This is a genomic window from Brevundimonas sp. FV2ps16 (genome assembly GCF_058681075.1).
Genome location: NZ_CM178728.1, coordinates 3,136,706 through 3,151,795, shown reverse-complemented (window position 1 = coordinate 3,151,795; position 15,090 = coordinate 3,136,706). Strand labels below are relative to the sequence as shown.

The following is a 15,090-nucleotide window of genomic DNA, read 5'->3' as shown; positions in this document are numbered from 1 at the left end:
GGGGGACCCGACGGCGTCGAGAGCGTTACGGTCCCATGATCCGCCCCGAAGACCTGCTGCACCCCACGCCCGCCGGCCTGTATTGCCCGCCGGGCGACTTCTACGTCGATCCGGTGCGGCCTGTGGACCGGGCGGTGATAACCCATGGCCATTCAGACCATGCACGGGCCGGGCATGGCGTGGTCCTGGCCACGCGACAGACCCTGGCCATCATGGCGGAACGATACGGCGCCGAGTTCGCCGGGCGACAGCAGGCGGTCGAATACGGCGAGGATTCTGCGATCAACGGCGTGGACCTGAGGCTGGTCCCGGCCGGTCATGTACTGGGTTCGGCCCAGGTCGAGGCGAAGTGGAAGGGGCTGACCATGGTGGTGTCGGGCGACTACAAGCGCCGGCGCGACCCGACCTGTCCGGCCTTCGAGCCGACGCCCTGCCATGTCTTTATTTCGGAGGCGACCTTCGGCCTGCCGGTGTTCCGCCACCCGCGGGCCGAGGAGGAGATCGGTCGGTTGGTGCGCTCGCTGGAACAATTTCCCGAGCGGGCCCATCTGGTCGGCGCCTACGCCCTGGGCAAGGCGCAGCGGATCATCATGAGCCTGCGCGAGGCGGGGTGGGAGCGGCCGATCTATATCCACGGGGCGATGGAGCGCCTGAACGCCCTGTATGAACGCGAGGGCGTCGCCTTGGGGCCGATCCTGCCGGCGCGCGGTCTGGGAAAAGGGGCCTTGGGCGGCGAGGTGGTGATCGCCCCGCCGTCGGCGATACAGGACCGATGGGCGCGCAGCTTCGCCGATCCGGTGACGGCCTTCGCTTCCGGCTGGATGGGGGTGAGGGCGCGGGCGCGTCAGAAGGGGGTGGAACTGCCACTGGTGATCTCCGACCACGCCGACTGGGGCGAGTTGATCGCCACCTTCGAGGAGCTGAAGCCGGACGAGGTGTGGATCACCCACGGCCGCGAAGAAGGGCTGCTGCGCTGGGCGGAGCTGAACGGCCAGAAGGCGCGGGCGCTGCGTCTGGTCGGCTATGACGAGGAGGACGAAGAGACGCTGGAGGTCCGGCCGGACTGACGGCGGGTCAGCCCGCCTTGCGCCTGGACGTGGATTGGCGGTGCTCGATCCGTTCAGCGCTGGCCAGGGCGGCGTTCATGGCCATGCGCAGACGTTCTGGCTTGATCGGCTTTTCGACCACGGCGGCCATGCCGACGGACAGATAGTGTTTGGCGTCTTCCGGATCGGCATTGGCGGTCAGGGCCACGATGGGGACGCAGCTGACGGGGCCGTCCAGGGCGCGAATGGCCTGGGTGGCCTGGACGCCGTCCATGCGCGGCATCTTGATGTCCATCAGGATCAGGTCGTAGCGGTTTTCCTGAACGGCCTGGAGCGCCTCGAGCCCGTCCTCGGCCAGTTCCGAGCTGCAGCCGAACATCTCGCACAGGGCCTGGGCCACGACGCGGTTGGTGGCGTTGTCATCGACGATCAGGATGTGGGGCGTGGACTGCAGGTTCAGCTCGGACAGGTCCGACACGTTCGACGGGGTCTCGACTGCGGCGACGGCGCGTCGCGCGGCCAGGTCGAAGGCGAAGGTGGCGCCTTGCCCCTTGTTGTTCTCGGCCCAGATGCGGCCGCCCATCCGGTCGATCACCTGGCGGCAGATGGACAGGCCCAGGCCGGCGCCGTCGGGGCCGGATCCATGGACGAAGGGTTCGAAGATGGAATCGACGCGGTCGCCGTCCACGCCGGGGCCGTCGTCGCGGACGCGGGCCTCCATATGGACCTGATCGCCCTCGACCCAGGCCTTGAGCCGCGCCTCGACCAGACCGTTGCGAGCGAATTTGAGGGCGTTGCCGATCAGGTTGCTGAACACCTGTTTCAGCCGCATGCCGTCGATGACGGCCGCCAGTTCGGTGTCGCCTTCATAACCGACCATCAGGGTCACGCCGTCTTGGGATGCGCGCGGCTCCCACAGGGCCTGGATGTCGTCCATGACGGCGCGCAGCGGCGTGGGGGCGGGGCTCAGTTCCAGCTCGCCGGCCTCGGCCTTGGACAGGTCCACGGCGTCCTGAAGAATGCGCAGCAGGCTTTCGGAAGAATCCACGATGGTCTGGACGTGGGCCTGAGCCGCCGCGTTCAGAGGTTGGCGGCGCAGCAGTTCGGCGACGGCGAGCACGCCGTTCATCGGGGTGCGCAACTCGTGGCTCATGATGGCCAGGAACTGGCTCTTGGCGCGGGCGGCGGCGAGGGCCTGGGCGCGGGTGTCGTTGAGGATAGCGGCTTGGTCCGCCATCAGGGCGTCATGCGCGCGCTGGCGGTCGGTCGCGACCTTGAGCAGGGTGGCTGCGGTGCCGACCCCTTGGTAACGCCCATTCTTGGTGACGATGAAGCCACGCAGCAGGGCGGCGGGGCCGCCCTTCAGAATGATGTCGCAAAAAGCGTCCATCTCGACATCGCCTTCGACCACCGCCGGCTCGGCGTCCATGGCGAAGCTGATGGGGCGGCCGTCGTAGAGCGCGTGGCCGAAACGGCCGGCGATCTTCTGCAGAAAGGCGGTGCGTTCGACGAGGCCGACGGGGCGGTCATTCTCGACAACCGGAATGACCAGCGTGTCCGGTTCGCGCTCGAACCGGGCGAGGACCTGGCAGCCGAGGGTCGACGGCGCGACCGGCTGTGTCTGCTCTGAAAGGGTCTCGATAATCGGCATACTGCCTGGAACTCCTTACTCGAGCTCCATATGCACCGGTAGCGCTTGCGGATTAGTTAAGCCGGATCAAAAAGTTTCGTCCGTTACAAGCGGTGTCATAGGCGGGTTTTGCGCCCGAGGCGGGTCTGGTGTAGAAGGCCGGCCCGACCCATCTAGGGTCCTCATCCCTTTGTGCATGCGCGCGGCCGACCGGCCGACCGCAGATTCGTCATGAGCGTCACCCTGGAAAAGTCTCCCACATCGGCTCTGGTTCTGTTCTCCGGCGGGCAGGACAGCGCGACTTGCCTGGCCTGGGCGCTGGAGCGGTTCGAGCGGGTGGAGACGGTCGGCTTCGACTATGGCCAGCGTCACGTGGTCGAGATGGAGGCGCGTCAGGCGGTGCGGGCGGGCATGGTCAAGGCCTTGCCGCGATACGCCGACCGGTTGGGCGACGACCATGTGGTGGACCTGACCGGCTATGGCCGGATCGCCGAGAGCGCCCTGACCGCCGACCGCAAGATCGAGATGGACGCACGCGGCCTGCCGACGACCTTTGTCCCCGGTCGGAACCTGATCTTCCTGGTGGCGGCGGCGGCCCTGGCGGATCGGCGCGGGCTGGAGGTGCTGGTCGGCGGCATGTGCGAGACCGACTATTCCGGCTATCCCGACTGTCGCCACGAGACGATGGAGGCCATGGCGCGGGCCCTGTCGCTGGGGCTGGACAAGCCGGTGGTGATCGACACCCCGCTGATGTGGCTGACCAAGGGGCAGACCTGGGCGCTGGCGGATACGATCGGCGGGGCGCCGCTGGTCGAGTTGATCGTCGAGGACAGCCACACCTGTTATCTGGGCGACCGGACGCATCGGCACGCCTGGGGCTATGGCTGCGGCGAATGCCCGGCCTGCGAACTGCGTGCGGCGGGGTATGAAGACTGGGTCGCGTCCCGAGGCGCTCAGACGTGACCTATTCGGCCAATGAAGTCTTTCTGACGGTGCAGGGCGAGGGCGGACAGGCGGGACGGCCGGCGGTCTTTCTGCGCTTCGCCGGCTGCAATCTGTGGAGCGGGCGCGAGCAGGATCGGGCGAGCGCCGTCTGCAGCTTCTGCGATACGGATTTCGTCGGCGTGGACGGGGACGGCGGGGGCAAGTTCGCGACGGCGGACCGGCTGGCCGATCATGTCGCGGCGATGTGGCGGGGGCGGGCGGGGGCCCCCAAACTGGTGGTCTGCACCGGCGGCGAGCCCCTGTTGCAGCTGGATGCGCCGCTGATCCGAGCCTTGCACGCGCGGGGCTTCGAGATCGCCATCGAGTCCAACGGCACCCTGGCGGCGCCGGACGGGATCGACTGGATCTGCGTCAGTCCCAAGGCGGACGCGGCGGTGATCCAGATCAAGGGGCAGGAGCTGAAGCTGGTCTACCCGCAGGCCAAGGCCTTGCCTGAGCGGTTCGAACACCTGGCGTTCGAGCGGTTCTGGCTCCAGCCCATGGACGGCCCCGACCAGGCGGCCAACACCGCCGCCGCCATCGAATACTGCCTGACCCATCCCCAGTGGCGCCTGAGCGTCCAGACCCACAAGTACATCGGCGTCCGCTAATGCCCGTCTTCGAGATCACCAAACAGGCCACCTTCGACGCGGCCCACCACTTCCCCAACGAACCCGAGGGCAGCATCTATCGTCGCGTCCACGGCCACTCTTTTACGGTCGAGGCGACGATCCGCTCCGAGACCCTGGACGCCGAGCATAACTGGGTCGCGGACCTGGGCGCGCTGGACCGGGCGCTGAGGGCCGCGGCGGAACAGCTGGACCACGGCATGCTGAACGAGCACGAGGGGCTGGAACTGCCCAGCCTGGAGAATCTGTGCCTGTGGTTCGTCAAGACGCTGAAGCCGGACTGGCCGGGGCTGTGCCGGGTGCAGGTGGCGCGGCCGACGATCAACGAGCGATGCGTGTTGAGCCTATAGGCCTAGCTTGCGGCGGATCACGCGCAGCGTCGGGTCTTCGGCCTTGCAGGCCGATTTGACGAGGCGCCAGTCCTCGGCGGACAGGGCGGGCGCGCCGGTGCGTTCGGCGGCGCGGGCCTCGCGGGCGCGACGGCCGGAGGCCGGGTGGGTGGCGGCGAACTCGGCCGCCTCGGCCAGCTTCTGATCCTCCATCTTCGACAGGCGGTCGAAGAAGGCGGCCATGCCCTTCGAGCTTAAACCCGCTTCGTGCAGCAGGGCGCGGCCCCGTTCGTCGGCTTCGTGTTCGGCCGCGCGGCCGTAGCTGAGGTCGGTCGCCTGACCGGCCAGGATCACCGCCTGCTGGCCCGCGCCGGAGCCGCCGCCGACGACGGCGTCGAGGATCAGGCCGAACCCAAGGCTGCGCCACACCGCCTGCATGACGTGGCGCTTTTCGACGTGAGCGATTTCGTGCGCGACCACGGCCGCGACCTCATCGGGGGTTTCGGCCGAGCGGATCAGGTCGTCGGTGACGATGATCGACCCGCCGGGCAGGGCGAAGGCGTTGATCATCGGCGCCTGGACGGCGCGGATGCGGATGTCGAACACGGTGTCGGCGTTGGAGGCCAGACGGTCGGTCATGGCCTGGAGGGCGACTTGGCCGTCCTCGCCGTCGCAGCGGGGGAAGAGGGCGTTCATCTGCAGGTCGAAGTTCCGACCCATGTTGCGCTCGTATTCGACCGGTGTCGCCCGGGCGAGCGGACCCGACAGGGCCGGTATGCCGATGAAGACGAAGCCGGTCACGGCCGCCGCCACGACGGCGAGGGCCACGGCCAGGCGCCGCTCACGCGAGCGGTCGCGGCGGGCGGTCTGTTTGGCCAGCAGACCGCCCGCTAGGGTCCAGTCGGATCGGAACACCACCAGCCGGGCGTCCGGCTCGGCGCTGTGCGACAGGCGGGCCTCGTTCGCCTCGAAGGTCACCGAAAGGCCCTTCGACGGCCAGCGACGCTCCTGGCCGTCGATCGACAGGATAACGGCCTCCGCGTCTACGGAGACGACGACCGGATGAGACCGGGCGCTCTTGCCGTCGTAGAAGCGGCCGTCCACTTCAGATCGCCGAGAAGCCGAAGGCGTCGGCCAGGCCCTCGCCCGATCCGGGGCCGCGGCCGGTCTGATGCGCCAGCCCGACCTTGGCCTTACCGGTCGACTTCAGCCGCTGGATCAGGAAACGTGCCGTCCGCGCCTGGGCCCAGGGCATGAGGAAGCCCAGGGTGACGATGATCACGAACAGGTTGCTGACCGTCAGCCACCACAGAGGCAGAGCCTTGACGTCCAGGGTCAAGTCCGCGCCGTCCATCGACACCCCCTTGGCGATCGAGCGCAGCATGGCCGCCTGATAGGGGGCCCAGATTAGCAGAAAGATCGGAGCGAGCAGCGCCATGACGCCGTAGACGCCGACGATGATCATTATGTCCGGAGGGGCTCCGCCGGAGTCCGGCTCCGGCAGCAGGCCGGCGTGACTGAAACCGGCGATCACTCCGCCGATGATGACAATCAGCAGAATATAGCCAACGATGGTGCCGAACCAGCCGATGGCGTAAGGGCCATAGACGCTCTCGCTCTCCGCGCGACCCACACGGAAGGTCAGTTTGCGGTCGCCGAAGCGCAGCCCCTCCCACAGATACGCCGCCAACTTGCGTTCCGCCGCAGGCCAGAACCAACCAAGGGTAAAGCCCGAGAGCCAAAGATAGCCGAGGAAGCGGAGGCCGTAGCCGCTGGCCGAGCCGGTCAGCCGGAAGCGGATGCCGCGCCAGGTCGTGCGGCTGGCCATGTAGCGGAAGGCGCTGAAGACGCCGAAGCCCCACAGCCAGTAGAGGAACAGATAGAAGGGGAAGATGATGACGGCCGCCAAGCCCGGTTGGTTGAACTGAACCGCAAAGACGATCAGCAGGAAGGGAAGGCCGAGCACGACGAGGGCCAGCAGGAATCCGACGAACAGTTCGACGCCGCGCCCGGTGTATTCGAAGGCCTCGTCATTCAGGCGCACGCCCCGCCAGATCCGGCGCCGCACCTCGGTCTTGCCCCAGAACCGCCAGAGGGTCAGGGTCACGAGGTTCAGCAGGCCGTTCTTCAGGCTGAGGCCCAGGAATTTCGACGGTTGGAGCGTGGTGGTGAACACCAGGGTCTCGGCGCCTTCGTCCGGATCGGAAATCGGACCCAAGGCGTCGGCAAGCGGGCGCGCCGGCGTCGGCGCGTCATCGGTACTGTCGGTCAAAACGCATCCCCCTACACCGTCCCCTGTTCTGGATATCCGCAGACAACGCGAGGGTGCAATCGATTAAATCGAAAGCGGGTGTCATCGCCGGGGCAGCGGCCGATGGTGCGCCTCAAGCGGAGAGCCACTCCACCAGGGCGGCGCTGACCGCCTCGGGCTGTTCCAGGGTGGAGGCGTGGCCGCAGTCGGGGATGACGACGAGGCGGGCGCCGGGGACGGCCTCGGCGATTTCCTGTGCGCGCTCCGGCGGGGTCAAGGGGTCGCGGTCGCCGACCAGGACCAGGGTCGGAACCCGGATGTCCGCCAGGTGTGGACGCGAGTCGATCCGCCTGGTGATCGCCGCCTCCTGGCGGATGAAACCGTCCGGGCCGACGTCGCGGCCCATGCGGATCTGGATGTCGATCAGATCCTGACGGTCGCGATGGGCGGGATGAAGCAGATTGGGCGTGACCTGGGCGAGGACCGCCTCCAGTTCGCCGTTCCCGACCCGTTTTATCAGCAGGCGGCGCGCCTCGATCTGCTCGGGCGTGTCGGCGCGGGCCGAGGTGTCGAGCAGGGCCAGCTTCACCACGCGCTCCGACGCCTGGCGCAGGATCTCCAGGGCGATATAGCCCCCCATGGAAATGCCCCCGAGCGCGAAACGGGCCGGGGCGTCGCGCAGGATGGCCGCCGCCATGGCGGCGATGCTGTCGCCCTCAAGCGTCGAGGCGACGGTCACCGGGCCGTGAGGCCACAGGGCGACGGTCTGGCGCGCGAACATTTCGGCCGTGCAGGCGAGGCCGGGGATCAGGACGGTCGGGGTCATGTCCAAGACCGTAGCACGAAACCGCCGACGCCTCTGCAAGGGGACGAAAGGCAGCGTGGCGGCCCGTTCAGCAGGTCTTGCCCTGCCTCTGGCGCTGTTCGCAGCGGCGTTGCTCGCGTTCGTGGTCGCGCTGTTCGCGTTCGCGGCGGGCGCGGGTCTCCTCGTCGGAGGTGGTGACGGCGTCGAAGCCGGCGCCGACGACGGCGCCCCCGGCCTTGGCCGCGCCGCCCACGACGGCGGCGGTCCCGCCGACCACGGCGCCGACGACGCAGCCCTGGAGCATCAGCGCGGCGCCGAGCAGGACGGGGAGGGCGGCGGCGCGCAGGGGACGGCGGTCGGTCATCGGAGGTTCTCTCGTGAGATGTCGAGGATACAGCCCAATGGTGAACGGGGCCTGACCGCCGCCGGGCTCACGCGCCCCGTTGCGGGAGCAGTTTCCGGCGTTGTCGCGCGATCGCCAGCGGGGTTCCGTCGGCGCCCCAGGCGGTCGCCTCGTCCACCGTCCAGCCCAGGCCCAGGTCCAGCATCCGGAACTCGAAGAAGGCCCAGCCCTCGGGCGCCGTCTGCGGCGTCGGGTCGGTCAGGATGTCGATGCGCAGATCGACGGTGGTCATGGGCGTGAACGTGGACGAGGCCGTCCAGGCCGGGGGGTAGAGGGCGTCCAGCAGATAGCAGAGCCCGACCTCGTCCAGCGGCCGACGGTCGGCCATCCGCATCCAGGTGCGCTCGATCACCGGCTTGCCCGCATTGCCGCCCAGGATGTTGGGCCCGCCGTCGAACCGGTATTCGACATGCTGGGCGAAGTGGGGCGACATCGGCCCCTGGATCGTGGCGGCGGGGTTCAGGCTGTCCAGCGGGGGCGGCGGCAGATGAAGCGGGGCGAGCGGCGGGTTGCCGCCGTCCGGCCCATAGGTTCCGGTGGCGTGATGGGTCATGCGGCCGTCCTGTTCCGCCTCGACCGCCGCATAGATCACATTGCGGCCGCCGCGCAGCAGGCGCGGACGAAAGACGACCTGATCGCCGAACCTGGCCGCCGACAAATACTGGACAGACAAGGTGCGCAGCGGCGCGGTCAGGGACAGGCCCTGACGCATCGCCTGGGCGCACAGGGCCGCCAGCAGGCCGCCGAAGGGGAAGCCCTTTTCCGGCGCCAGGCCCGAGGGGCCGTTGGAGAAATGACCGGGCACGGGGGCTGATAGACCGCCGTCGTCCAGGGTATGGAAGGCCAGGGCGGCGTCGAGGGAAATGGGAGTCGTCATGTGGGCCATGGGCGCGATCCTGCGTCAGGCGAAGAAGAGGCGGAAGGCTAAAAGAGAGCCTTCCGCGAGTCGGGAACAAGGGCGGCGAACCGGGAGGTTCGTGAGTCCGTTGCGAAATAAGACTGACCTAGCGGGTTCGGTTTGGCAACCCTCTTGCCAAGCGGCTGACGCGGGGTCACTTTTGTCGCATGGGACGCACCGCAGACTACAGCCGCCAAAGCTGCTCCATCGCCGCCACGCTGGAGGTGATCGGCGATCCGTGGACCCTGCTGGTCATCCGCGACGCCTTCAACGGGGTGCGCCGATTCGAGCAATGGCAGGACAATCTGGGCGTGGCGCGCAACGTTCTGGCCGCGCGTCTGAAAAGCCTGGTCCAGCACGGGGTGCTGGAACCGCGCCCCTATTCCGAGCGTCCGCCGCGCAACGAATATGTGCTGACCCCCAAGGGCAAGGATCTGTACGGGGTGCTGGTGACCCTGCACGGCTGGGGCGCCAAACACGTCTATGGCGAGACCGACTGCGGCATCGACATGGTTCACTCGACCTGCGGCCAGACCCTGACGCCGCGTATCGCGTGCGGCTGCTGCGGCGAGATCGTCAAGCCGAGGGAGATCCTGCTGACGCGAGCCGAGAACCGGCCGACGGTGGGGGATGTGATGCCGAAGGACGAGGCGGCTTAGCCGCTGCCGCTTTCTGGCAGCAGGTCTGCTAGGATCGCGTCGTGTCCCGGTCCGAACGCCTTCTTGATCTTCTGAACGCCCTGCGGCGGCGTCGCCGGCCGGTCAGCGGTCGTGAGCTGGCCGAGGAGATGGGGGTCAGTCTTCGCACCCTGTATCGCGACATCGCCAGCCTGCAGGCCCAGGGGGCGACGATCGAGGGGGAGCCGGGGGTCGGCTATGTGCTGAAGCCGGGCTTTCTGCTGCCGCCGCTGATGTTCACGCCGGAGGAGGTGGAGGCCCTGGTGCTGGGGTCCCGCTGGGTGGCCGACCGGGCCGATGCGCGGATGCGCGAGGCGGCGCTGGGGGCGCTGGCGCGGATCGCGGCGGTGGCGCCGCCGGATTTGAGAGAGGTGATGGAGACCTCGGCCCTGCTGGTCGTGCCGGGGGCGCCGTTCCCGGTCGATCTGGTCGATCCGGCCCTGCTGAGAAAGGCGATCCGCACCGAGCGGCGGCTGAGGCTGTGTTATCGCGACGAGGCGGGGGCGGCCTCGGAACGGGTGGTCTGGCCCTTTGCCCTGGTCTTCTTCGACCGGGTGCGGCTGCTGCTGGCCTGGTGCGAGCTGCGGCAGGATTTTCGCAGTTTCCGCACCGACCGGATCGTCGAGGCCGAGGTGACGGAGGCGCGCTATCCGGCCCGCCGTCAGGCCCTGCTGAAGACCTGGCGCGAGGCGCAGGAAAACGCCGACCGCTCCGCATCATGCTGACAGGAACTGGCAGTAGTCCGGTCTAGGTTTGTTCCCGTAGAAGGCGGAGGGCGAACATGACTGACACCGACGACATCCTGCTGGACGTGACCGATCCGGAGGTCAGCGCGCGCTTCTACGCCAGACTGCTGGCCAACCGGCCTGTTCAGGTGAGCGCGGACCGCGCCCTGTTCGTGCTGGAGTCTGGCCGGATGCTGAGTCTTTGGCGACGAACCGAGGGCCATGCCGCGCCAATGAGCGAGGTCGGGTTTCGCGTCGAACGGCCCAAGGCTGTGGACGATCTGCACATCGACTGGTGGGACCGTGGCGCCAGTATCGTGATACCGCCCGCCGACACCGCGCGCGGACGCGGCTTTGTCGCACAGGACCCGGACGGCCACCGATTGCGGGTCTATTCGACGACCTAGACCGCGACCGCCGTCGTGTCGCGGATGAAGCCGCCGCCCAGGACGCGGTCGGGGTCGGTCGGGTCGTACAGGGCGCAGGCCTGACCAGGGGCGACGCCTTCCTCGCCCTCGTCGAAGACGATGCGGACGTCGCCGTCGATCAGGGCCAGGCGGGCGGGGGAAGGTTGGCGGGTCGACCGGACGCGGGCCAGGACGGGAAGGCCAGCTTCGGCGGCCTCGACGATGGTGGCTTCGTCGCCGAGCCAGTTGGTCTCTTCCAGCGTCAGGCTGGCGGTCAGCAGGGCCTCGCGCGGGCCGACGATGACGCGGCGGGTTTCCGGCTCCAGCTTGACGACGAACAGGGGCTCGCCCACGGCGACGTTCAGGCCCCGGCGCTGGCCGATGGTGTAGTCGGTGATGCCGGCGTGGCTTCCCAGCACCCGGCCGTCCATATGCACGATCTCGCCGGCCTCGCGCCCCTGCGGACGCAGCCGGTCGATCAGGGTGCGATAGTCGCCGGACGGAACGAAACAGATGTCCTGGCTGTCAGGCTTGGCGGCGATCTTCAGCCCCAGTTCGGCGGCGACGCCGCGCACCTGGGGTTTTTCCAGATCGGCCAGGGGGAAGCGCAGATAGTCGAGCTGATCCTGGGTGGTGGCGAACAGGAAATAGGACTGGTCGCGCGAATGGTCGATGGCCTTGCGCATCTGCGAGCGATTGCCGACGGCGGCGCGGCGGACGTAGTGGCCCGTGGCCATGGCCTCGGCGCCCAGGTCGCGGGCGACGTCCAGCAGATCGCGGAACTTGACCGTCTGATTGCAGCGGATGCAGGGAACCGGGGTCTGGCCCTTTAGATAGGAGTCGGCGAACTGATCGATCACCGCGTCCTTGAACCGGCTCTCATAGTCCAGGACATAGTGGGGGATGCCGATCATCTCGGCCGCGAGGCGCGCGTCGTGAATGTCCTGGCCCGCGCAGCAGGCGCCCTTCTTCTTCAGGGCCGCGCCGTGGTCGTAGAGCTGCAGGGTCACGCCGACGACGTCATATCCCGCCTTGTGCAGCAGGGCGGCGACGACGGTGGAGTCCACCCCCCCCGACATGGCCGCGACGATGCGCGCCCCGACCGGCAAACCAACCGCCGCCCGCGCGCTCTCGACCGCCGCATCCATGTCGGTGCGGCGAATGTCCGGAACAGGGCAAATGTCTTCGACCAGGGTCATCGCCGCCATTTAGTGTGGAACCGGCGCGATTTCGAGGCCGGTCAACGAAAAGGGCCGCACCCGTTTCCGGATGCGGCCCTCTTCGTCGTCGGGGAGAAGCCTTAGGAGCGGTAGCTCTGGATCCGCGTCGTGCGCAGACCCTGCATGCCCCATTTGTCGATGGCCTTCTGCCAGGCGAGGAATTCTTCCGCCGTTAGGCGATACTTCGCCAAGGCGTCGTCCAAGCTTAGCAGACCGCCGCGAACGGCGGCGACGACCTCGGCCTTGCGGCGGATCACCCACCGATCCGTATTGGACGGCGGCAGATCGTTCAGGGTCAGGGGCGTGCCAGTCGGTCCGACCACGTATTGTTCGCCTTTGCTATTCAGGCGTCGCTCTTGCAACATGGGCTTATGCCTCTTTCACCAACACCGTAGTGTCATGAATGTAGGCGCGGCCCGCTAAGGTCGGTTTAAGCGTCGTGGTGAAGGAACGAATAAAATCCCTCCCTGCCCGAACGACTCTGTAAACCTTCCTTGAGCGACGATTCATTGAAACTAACGCTTACTTACTCGCCGATCAGCGTTTGATGTTGATCAGCTCGGCCAGCATTTCGTCGGCCGTGGTGATGATTTTGGACGAGGCGGAATAGGCCCGCTGGGTCGTGATCAGGCCGGTGAACTCGGCCGACAGATCAACGGTCGAGCTCTCCAGTTGCTGGGCCGCCACGACGCCGGCGCCGCCGGTGCCGGCCGCTTTCAGGTTGAAGGTGCCGCTTTCCAGGCTGACGGCGTAGGCGTTGCCGGACACCTCTTTCAGGCTGTCGGGGCTGGGGAAGGTAGCGATGGCGACCTGGGCGATGCGACGCATGACGCCGTTATCGAATATGGCGGTAACGAAGCCGCCTTCGTCGATGGTGATTTCGCTGAGGTTGCCGAAGGCCGTGCCGTTGGTGACCGTCGACTGCACCACCGAGGCAGTGTTCAATTGGCTTAGGCCGCCCGCCGAGGTGTTTAGGTCCAGGGTCACCGTCTGGGCCGCGATACCCAGGCCGTCGGCCCATTTGACCTTGCCGTTATCGAGCGGGTCGGCGGGGTCGATGGTGTTGTCCGGATCGGATTCCAGGAAGGACAGGGTCGCCTGTTCGGGATCATCGAACAGGCCCATTCCGGATGGCCAGGTCTGCATCGTCTCGACGTCGAGACGGCCAGCCGGGGTGAAGGCGATCAGGCCCGTCTTGATCTGGCCGTTGCTATAGGGGGCGCCGGTGACCACATCCTCGGCCGGCACCGCCACGATTTCGGCATACCATTGGTTCGGTTCCGCGCTCTTCAGGAAGCGGATTTCCAGATTGCGCTGGCCACCTTTGGAGTCCGACACCGGGATGTTCATCTTGAAATCCGGCTTAACGCCGACCGGGTTGTCGTCGTCGGCATTGTACATCGCCATCGAGTTGACCGAAGGGTCGTATTTGGTCTGGGCGATGCCGTCCGTGCCCATGCCGATGTCGGCGAAGTCGATCGCGAACGGCGTGCCCGCAACCGGCGGCGTGCCGCTGGTGGGGGTAATGGTGATGGCGGTGGCCGTCGCCGTGGCTGAACCATTGGTTCCAGCCGAGGGGACAAAGCCGGTCAGGGCGCCGGCCGCGTAGGTCGCCGTACCGGTGATCCTGGTGATGCCGGTCTTGATCGTCACTTCATAGGTGTTGGCGCCGGTACGGACATAGGAAACGTCGATATCATGCTCGACCGGAGGCAGGGCGGCGTCTTCGACTCCGTTGTAGCGGTTCGGCGCGGCGGCAGTCGAGACGACCTGGGTCGAACGCAGGTTGGCGTTGACCTGGACGCGGGTCGTGGGTTCAGCCGTACCGCCGACCTGGCCGATATTGATCGAGCGCAGGCGCGACAGGTCGGACGGATCGGTCGAGATGTCTCCGTTGGAATCAACAGGCCAGCCTTGCAGGTACAGACCGGCGCTGTTCTTCAGATAACCCAGGTTATCGACGCGGAAGGCGCCGGCGCGAGTGAACAGGCGCGTATCGGTGGCGCCGACGTTTTCGGCCTGGGTGGTGGTGACGAAGAAGCCCTGGCCGCTGACGGCGAGATCGGTGTTCTCGGTCGTGCGCTGCAGCTGGCCTTCCTGGCTGATGTACGACCGGGTGGCGGACATGACGCCGCCGGCGGAGAAGGAACCGCCCGCGCGGGTCTGGCTGTTGACCAGGGTCTGGAACTCGCCCTGTGAGCGCTTGTAGCCCACGGTGTTGACGTTGGCGATGTTCTGGGAAATCGCCGCCAGGGCGGCGGAGTTGGCGGCCAGGCCGGACACGCCGGCCAGCATTGCGCTGTTCAAGCTCATGAATACGCTCCTTGAATGGAAGTCATCGGGAAGGCGGCGGAGCGCATCATGCGGCCGCCTGCTCGGTCGGGACGTCCGGATTCTCCGTATCGTCATTGTCTGCGTCGGCGGCCTTCTCGTTCAGCGAGATGACCGTCGAAAGCGGGAGTATGGAATCGCCGATCACCAGATAGGGGGCGCCGTCGTACATCTCGACGCCGGTGACGCGGCCGCGGATCAGGGCCTGGCTGTCGATCTTGGCGTTCTTGGCGTCGGTGGCCGCGACCTTCAGCGTATAGACGCCGCCGTCTTCGGCCGTGTCGCCGCCGGTCATCTTGCCGTCCCAGGTGAAGTCGTGCAGCCCGATGGTCTTTTCGGGGGCGTCGCCTTCCCAGACCACTTTGCCGGTGCTGTCGACCACCTGCAGCTTCACCTTGTCGGCGTTTGCGCCCAGTTCGTAGCTCCAGGTCGCCTTGCCGTCTTCCAGCGAGGTGGCGGTCCAGGCGGCGGTCACCTGCTTGCCGATATAGTTGGAGGCGTTGTCCAGGCCGCCGGCCGACTGGGCGGCGACCAGGCTGGTCAGCAGGTCGTTGGTCAGCAGCTGCTGCTCCACCCCGGCCATCTGGGTCAGTTGGGCGGTGAACTCGTTGGAATCGAGCGGCGACAACGGGTCCTGGTTCTTCATTTGCGTGGTCAGCAGGGTCAGGAAGGTCTCGAAATTCGAGGCCAGCATTGTCGTGCCGCTGTTCAGGCGGCCGGAGGCGTCGACGGATGAAACGGCGGTGGCCATGGGG

General features: G+C 67.4%; 17 protein-coding genes. 7 read left to right on the top strand and 10 right to left on the bottom strand.

Annotation, left to right across the window (positions count from 1 at the left end):
* Positions 1-35 precede the first annotated feature (35 nt).
* Positions 36-1,067, top strand: a complete 1,032-nt coding sequence (locus ACW170_RS15285; protein ID WP_492087481.1) for a ligase-associated DNA damage response exonuclease — start codon at positions 36-38, stop codon at positions 1,065-1,067.
* A 7-nt stretch (positions 1,068-1,074) separates the two neighbouring features.
* On the opposite strand, the gene ACW170_RS15280 is transcribed toward ACW170_RS15285, so the two are convergent.
* Positions 1,075-2,697: a response regulator gene (locus ACW170_RS15280; protein ID WP_492087480.1), complete on the bottom strand. Its 1,623-nt coding sequence runs from the start codon at positions 2,695-2,697 to the stop codon at positions 1,075-1,077.
* A gap of 210 nt (positions 2,698-2,907) precedes the next feature.
* On the opposite strand from ACW170_RS15280, the gene queC reads away from it, so the two are divergent.
* From queC to ACW170_RS15265, 3 genes are read left to right on the top strand one after another with little or no spacing between them, the layout of a single operon-like run.
* Positions 2,908-3,639 (top strand): 7-cyano-7-deazaguanine synthase QueC, encoded by a 732-nt coding sequence (gene queC / locus ACW170_RS15275; protein WP_492087479.1) that lies wholly within the window; start codon positions 2,908-2,910, stop codon positions 3,637-3,639.
* Positions 3,636-4,271 carry a 7-carboxy-7-deazaguanine synthase gene (gene queE, locus ACW170_RS15270; protein WP_492087478.1) on the top strand — a complete coding sequence of 212 codons (636 nt, stop codon included), beginning with the start codon at positions 3,636-3,638 and terminating at the stop codon, positions 4,269-4,271. The genes queC and queE overlap by 4 nt, the downstream gene beginning before the upstream one ends.
* Positions 4,271-4,639 (top strand): 6-pyruvoyl trahydropterin synthase family protein, encoded by a 369-nt coding sequence (locus ACW170_RS15265; RefSeq protein ID WP_492087477.1) that lies wholly within the window; start codon positions 4,271-4,273, stop codon positions 4,637-4,639. The genes queE and ACW170_RS15265 overlap by 1 nt, the downstream gene beginning before the upstream one ends.
* On the opposite strand, the gene ACW170_RS15260 is transcribed toward ACW170_RS15265, so the two are convergent.
* From ACW170_RS15260 to ACW170_RS15240, 5 genes are all read right to left on the bottom strand, one after another.
* The gene (locus ACW170_RS15260; RefSeq protein WP_492087476.1) at positions 4,634-5,722 is read right to left on the bottom strand and encodes a M48 family metallopeptidase; all 1,089 of its coding nucleotides are present in this window, start codon (positions 5,720-5,722) and stop codon (positions 4,634-4,636) included. The genes ACW170_RS15265 and ACW170_RS15260 overlap by 6 nt on opposite strands.
* 1 nt (position 5,723) lies before the next feature.
* Positions 5,724-6,890, bottom strand: a complete 1,167-nt coding sequence (locus tag ACW170_RS15255; protein WP_492087475.1) for a YjgN family protein — start codon at positions 6,888-6,890, stop codon at positions 5,724-5,726.
* Positions 6,891-7,002: 112 nt separating this feature from the next.
* Positions 7,003-7,695, bottom strand: a complete 693-nt coding sequence (locus ACW170_RS15250) for an alpha/beta fold hydrolase (protein ID WP_492087474.1) — start codon at positions 7,693-7,695, stop codon at positions 7,003-7,005.
* 67 nt (positions 7,696-7,762) lie between these two features.
* Positions 7,763-8,038 (bottom strand): hypothetical protein, encoded by a 276-nt coding sequence (locus ACW170_RS15245; RefSeq protein WP_492087472.1) that lies wholly within the window; start codon positions 8,036-8,038, stop codon positions 7,763-7,765.
* 67 nt (positions 8,039-8,105) lie between these two features.
* On the bottom strand, positions 8,106-8,963 hold the full coding sequence (locus ACW170_RS15240; protein WP_492087471.1) for an acyl-CoA thioesterase: 858 nt from the start codon (positions 8,961-8,963) through the stop codon (positions 8,106-8,108).
* A 179-nt stretch (positions 8,964-9,142) separates the two neighbouring features.
* Between ACW170_RS15240 and ACW170_RS15235 the strand changes: the two genes are divergently transcribed.
* Genes ACW170_RS15235 through ACW170_RS15225 form a run of 3 tightly spaced genes read left to right on the top strand, consistent with a single transcriptional unit; the run spans position 9,143 to position 10,784 of the window.
* Positions 9,143-9,634 (top strand): winged helix-turn-helix transcriptional regulator, encoded by a 492-nt coding sequence (locus ACW170_RS15235; protein ID WP_492026040.1) that lies wholly within the window; start codon positions 9,143-9,145, stop codon positions 9,632-9,634.
* A 41-nt stretch (positions 9,635-9,675) separates the two neighbouring features.
* Complete coding sequence (locus tag ACW170_RS15230) at positions 9,676-10,377, top strand: helix-turn-helix transcriptional regulator (protein ID WP_492087470.1); 702 nt, start codon at positions 9,676-9,678, stop codon at positions 10,375-10,377.
* A 56-nt stretch (positions 10,378-10,433) separates the two neighbouring features.
* Positions 10,434-10,784: a VOC family protein gene (locus ACW170_RS15225; RefSeq protein WP_492087469.1), complete on the top strand. Its 351-nt coding sequence runs from the start codon at positions 10,434-10,436 to the stop codon at positions 10,782-10,784.
* Here ACW170_RS15225 and mnmA read toward each other — a convergent pair.
* The 4 genes from mnmA to ACW170_RS15205 all read right to left on the bottom strand — a co-directional run bounded on the left by mnmA (position 10,781) and on the right by ACW170_RS15205 (position 15,086).
* Positions 10,781-11,983, bottom strand: coding sequence for a tRNA 2-thiouridine(34) synthase MnmA (gene mnmA / locus ACW170_RS15220; protein WP_492087468.1), 1,203 nt, complete (start codon positions 11,981-11,983; stop codon positions 10,781-10,783). The two genes, ACW170_RS15225 and mnmA, sit on opposite strands and share 4 nt — an antisense overlap.
* 101 nt (positions 11,984-12,084) lie before the next feature.
* A complete protein-coding gene (gene sciP / locus ACW170_RS15215; protein ID WP_026108337.1) occupies positions 12,085-12,369 on the bottom strand; it encodes a CtrA inhibitor SciP in 285 nt (94 codons plus the stop codon).
* A 172-nt stretch (positions 12,370-12,541) separates the two neighbouring features.
* Positions 12,542-14,317, bottom strand: a complete 1,776-nt coding sequence (flgE, locus tag ACW170_RS15210; RefSeq protein ID WP_492087467.1) for a flagellar hook protein FlgE — start codon at positions 14,315-14,317, stop codon at positions 12,542-12,544.
* A 46-nt stretch (positions 14,318-14,363) separates the two neighbouring features.
* Positions 14,364-15,086: a flagellar hook assembly protein FlgD gene (locus tag ACW170_RS15205; protein WP_492087466.1), complete on the bottom strand. Its 723-nt coding sequence runs from the start codon at positions 15,084-15,086 to the stop codon at positions 14,364-14,366.
* Positions 15,087-15,090: the final 4 nt, after the last annotated feature.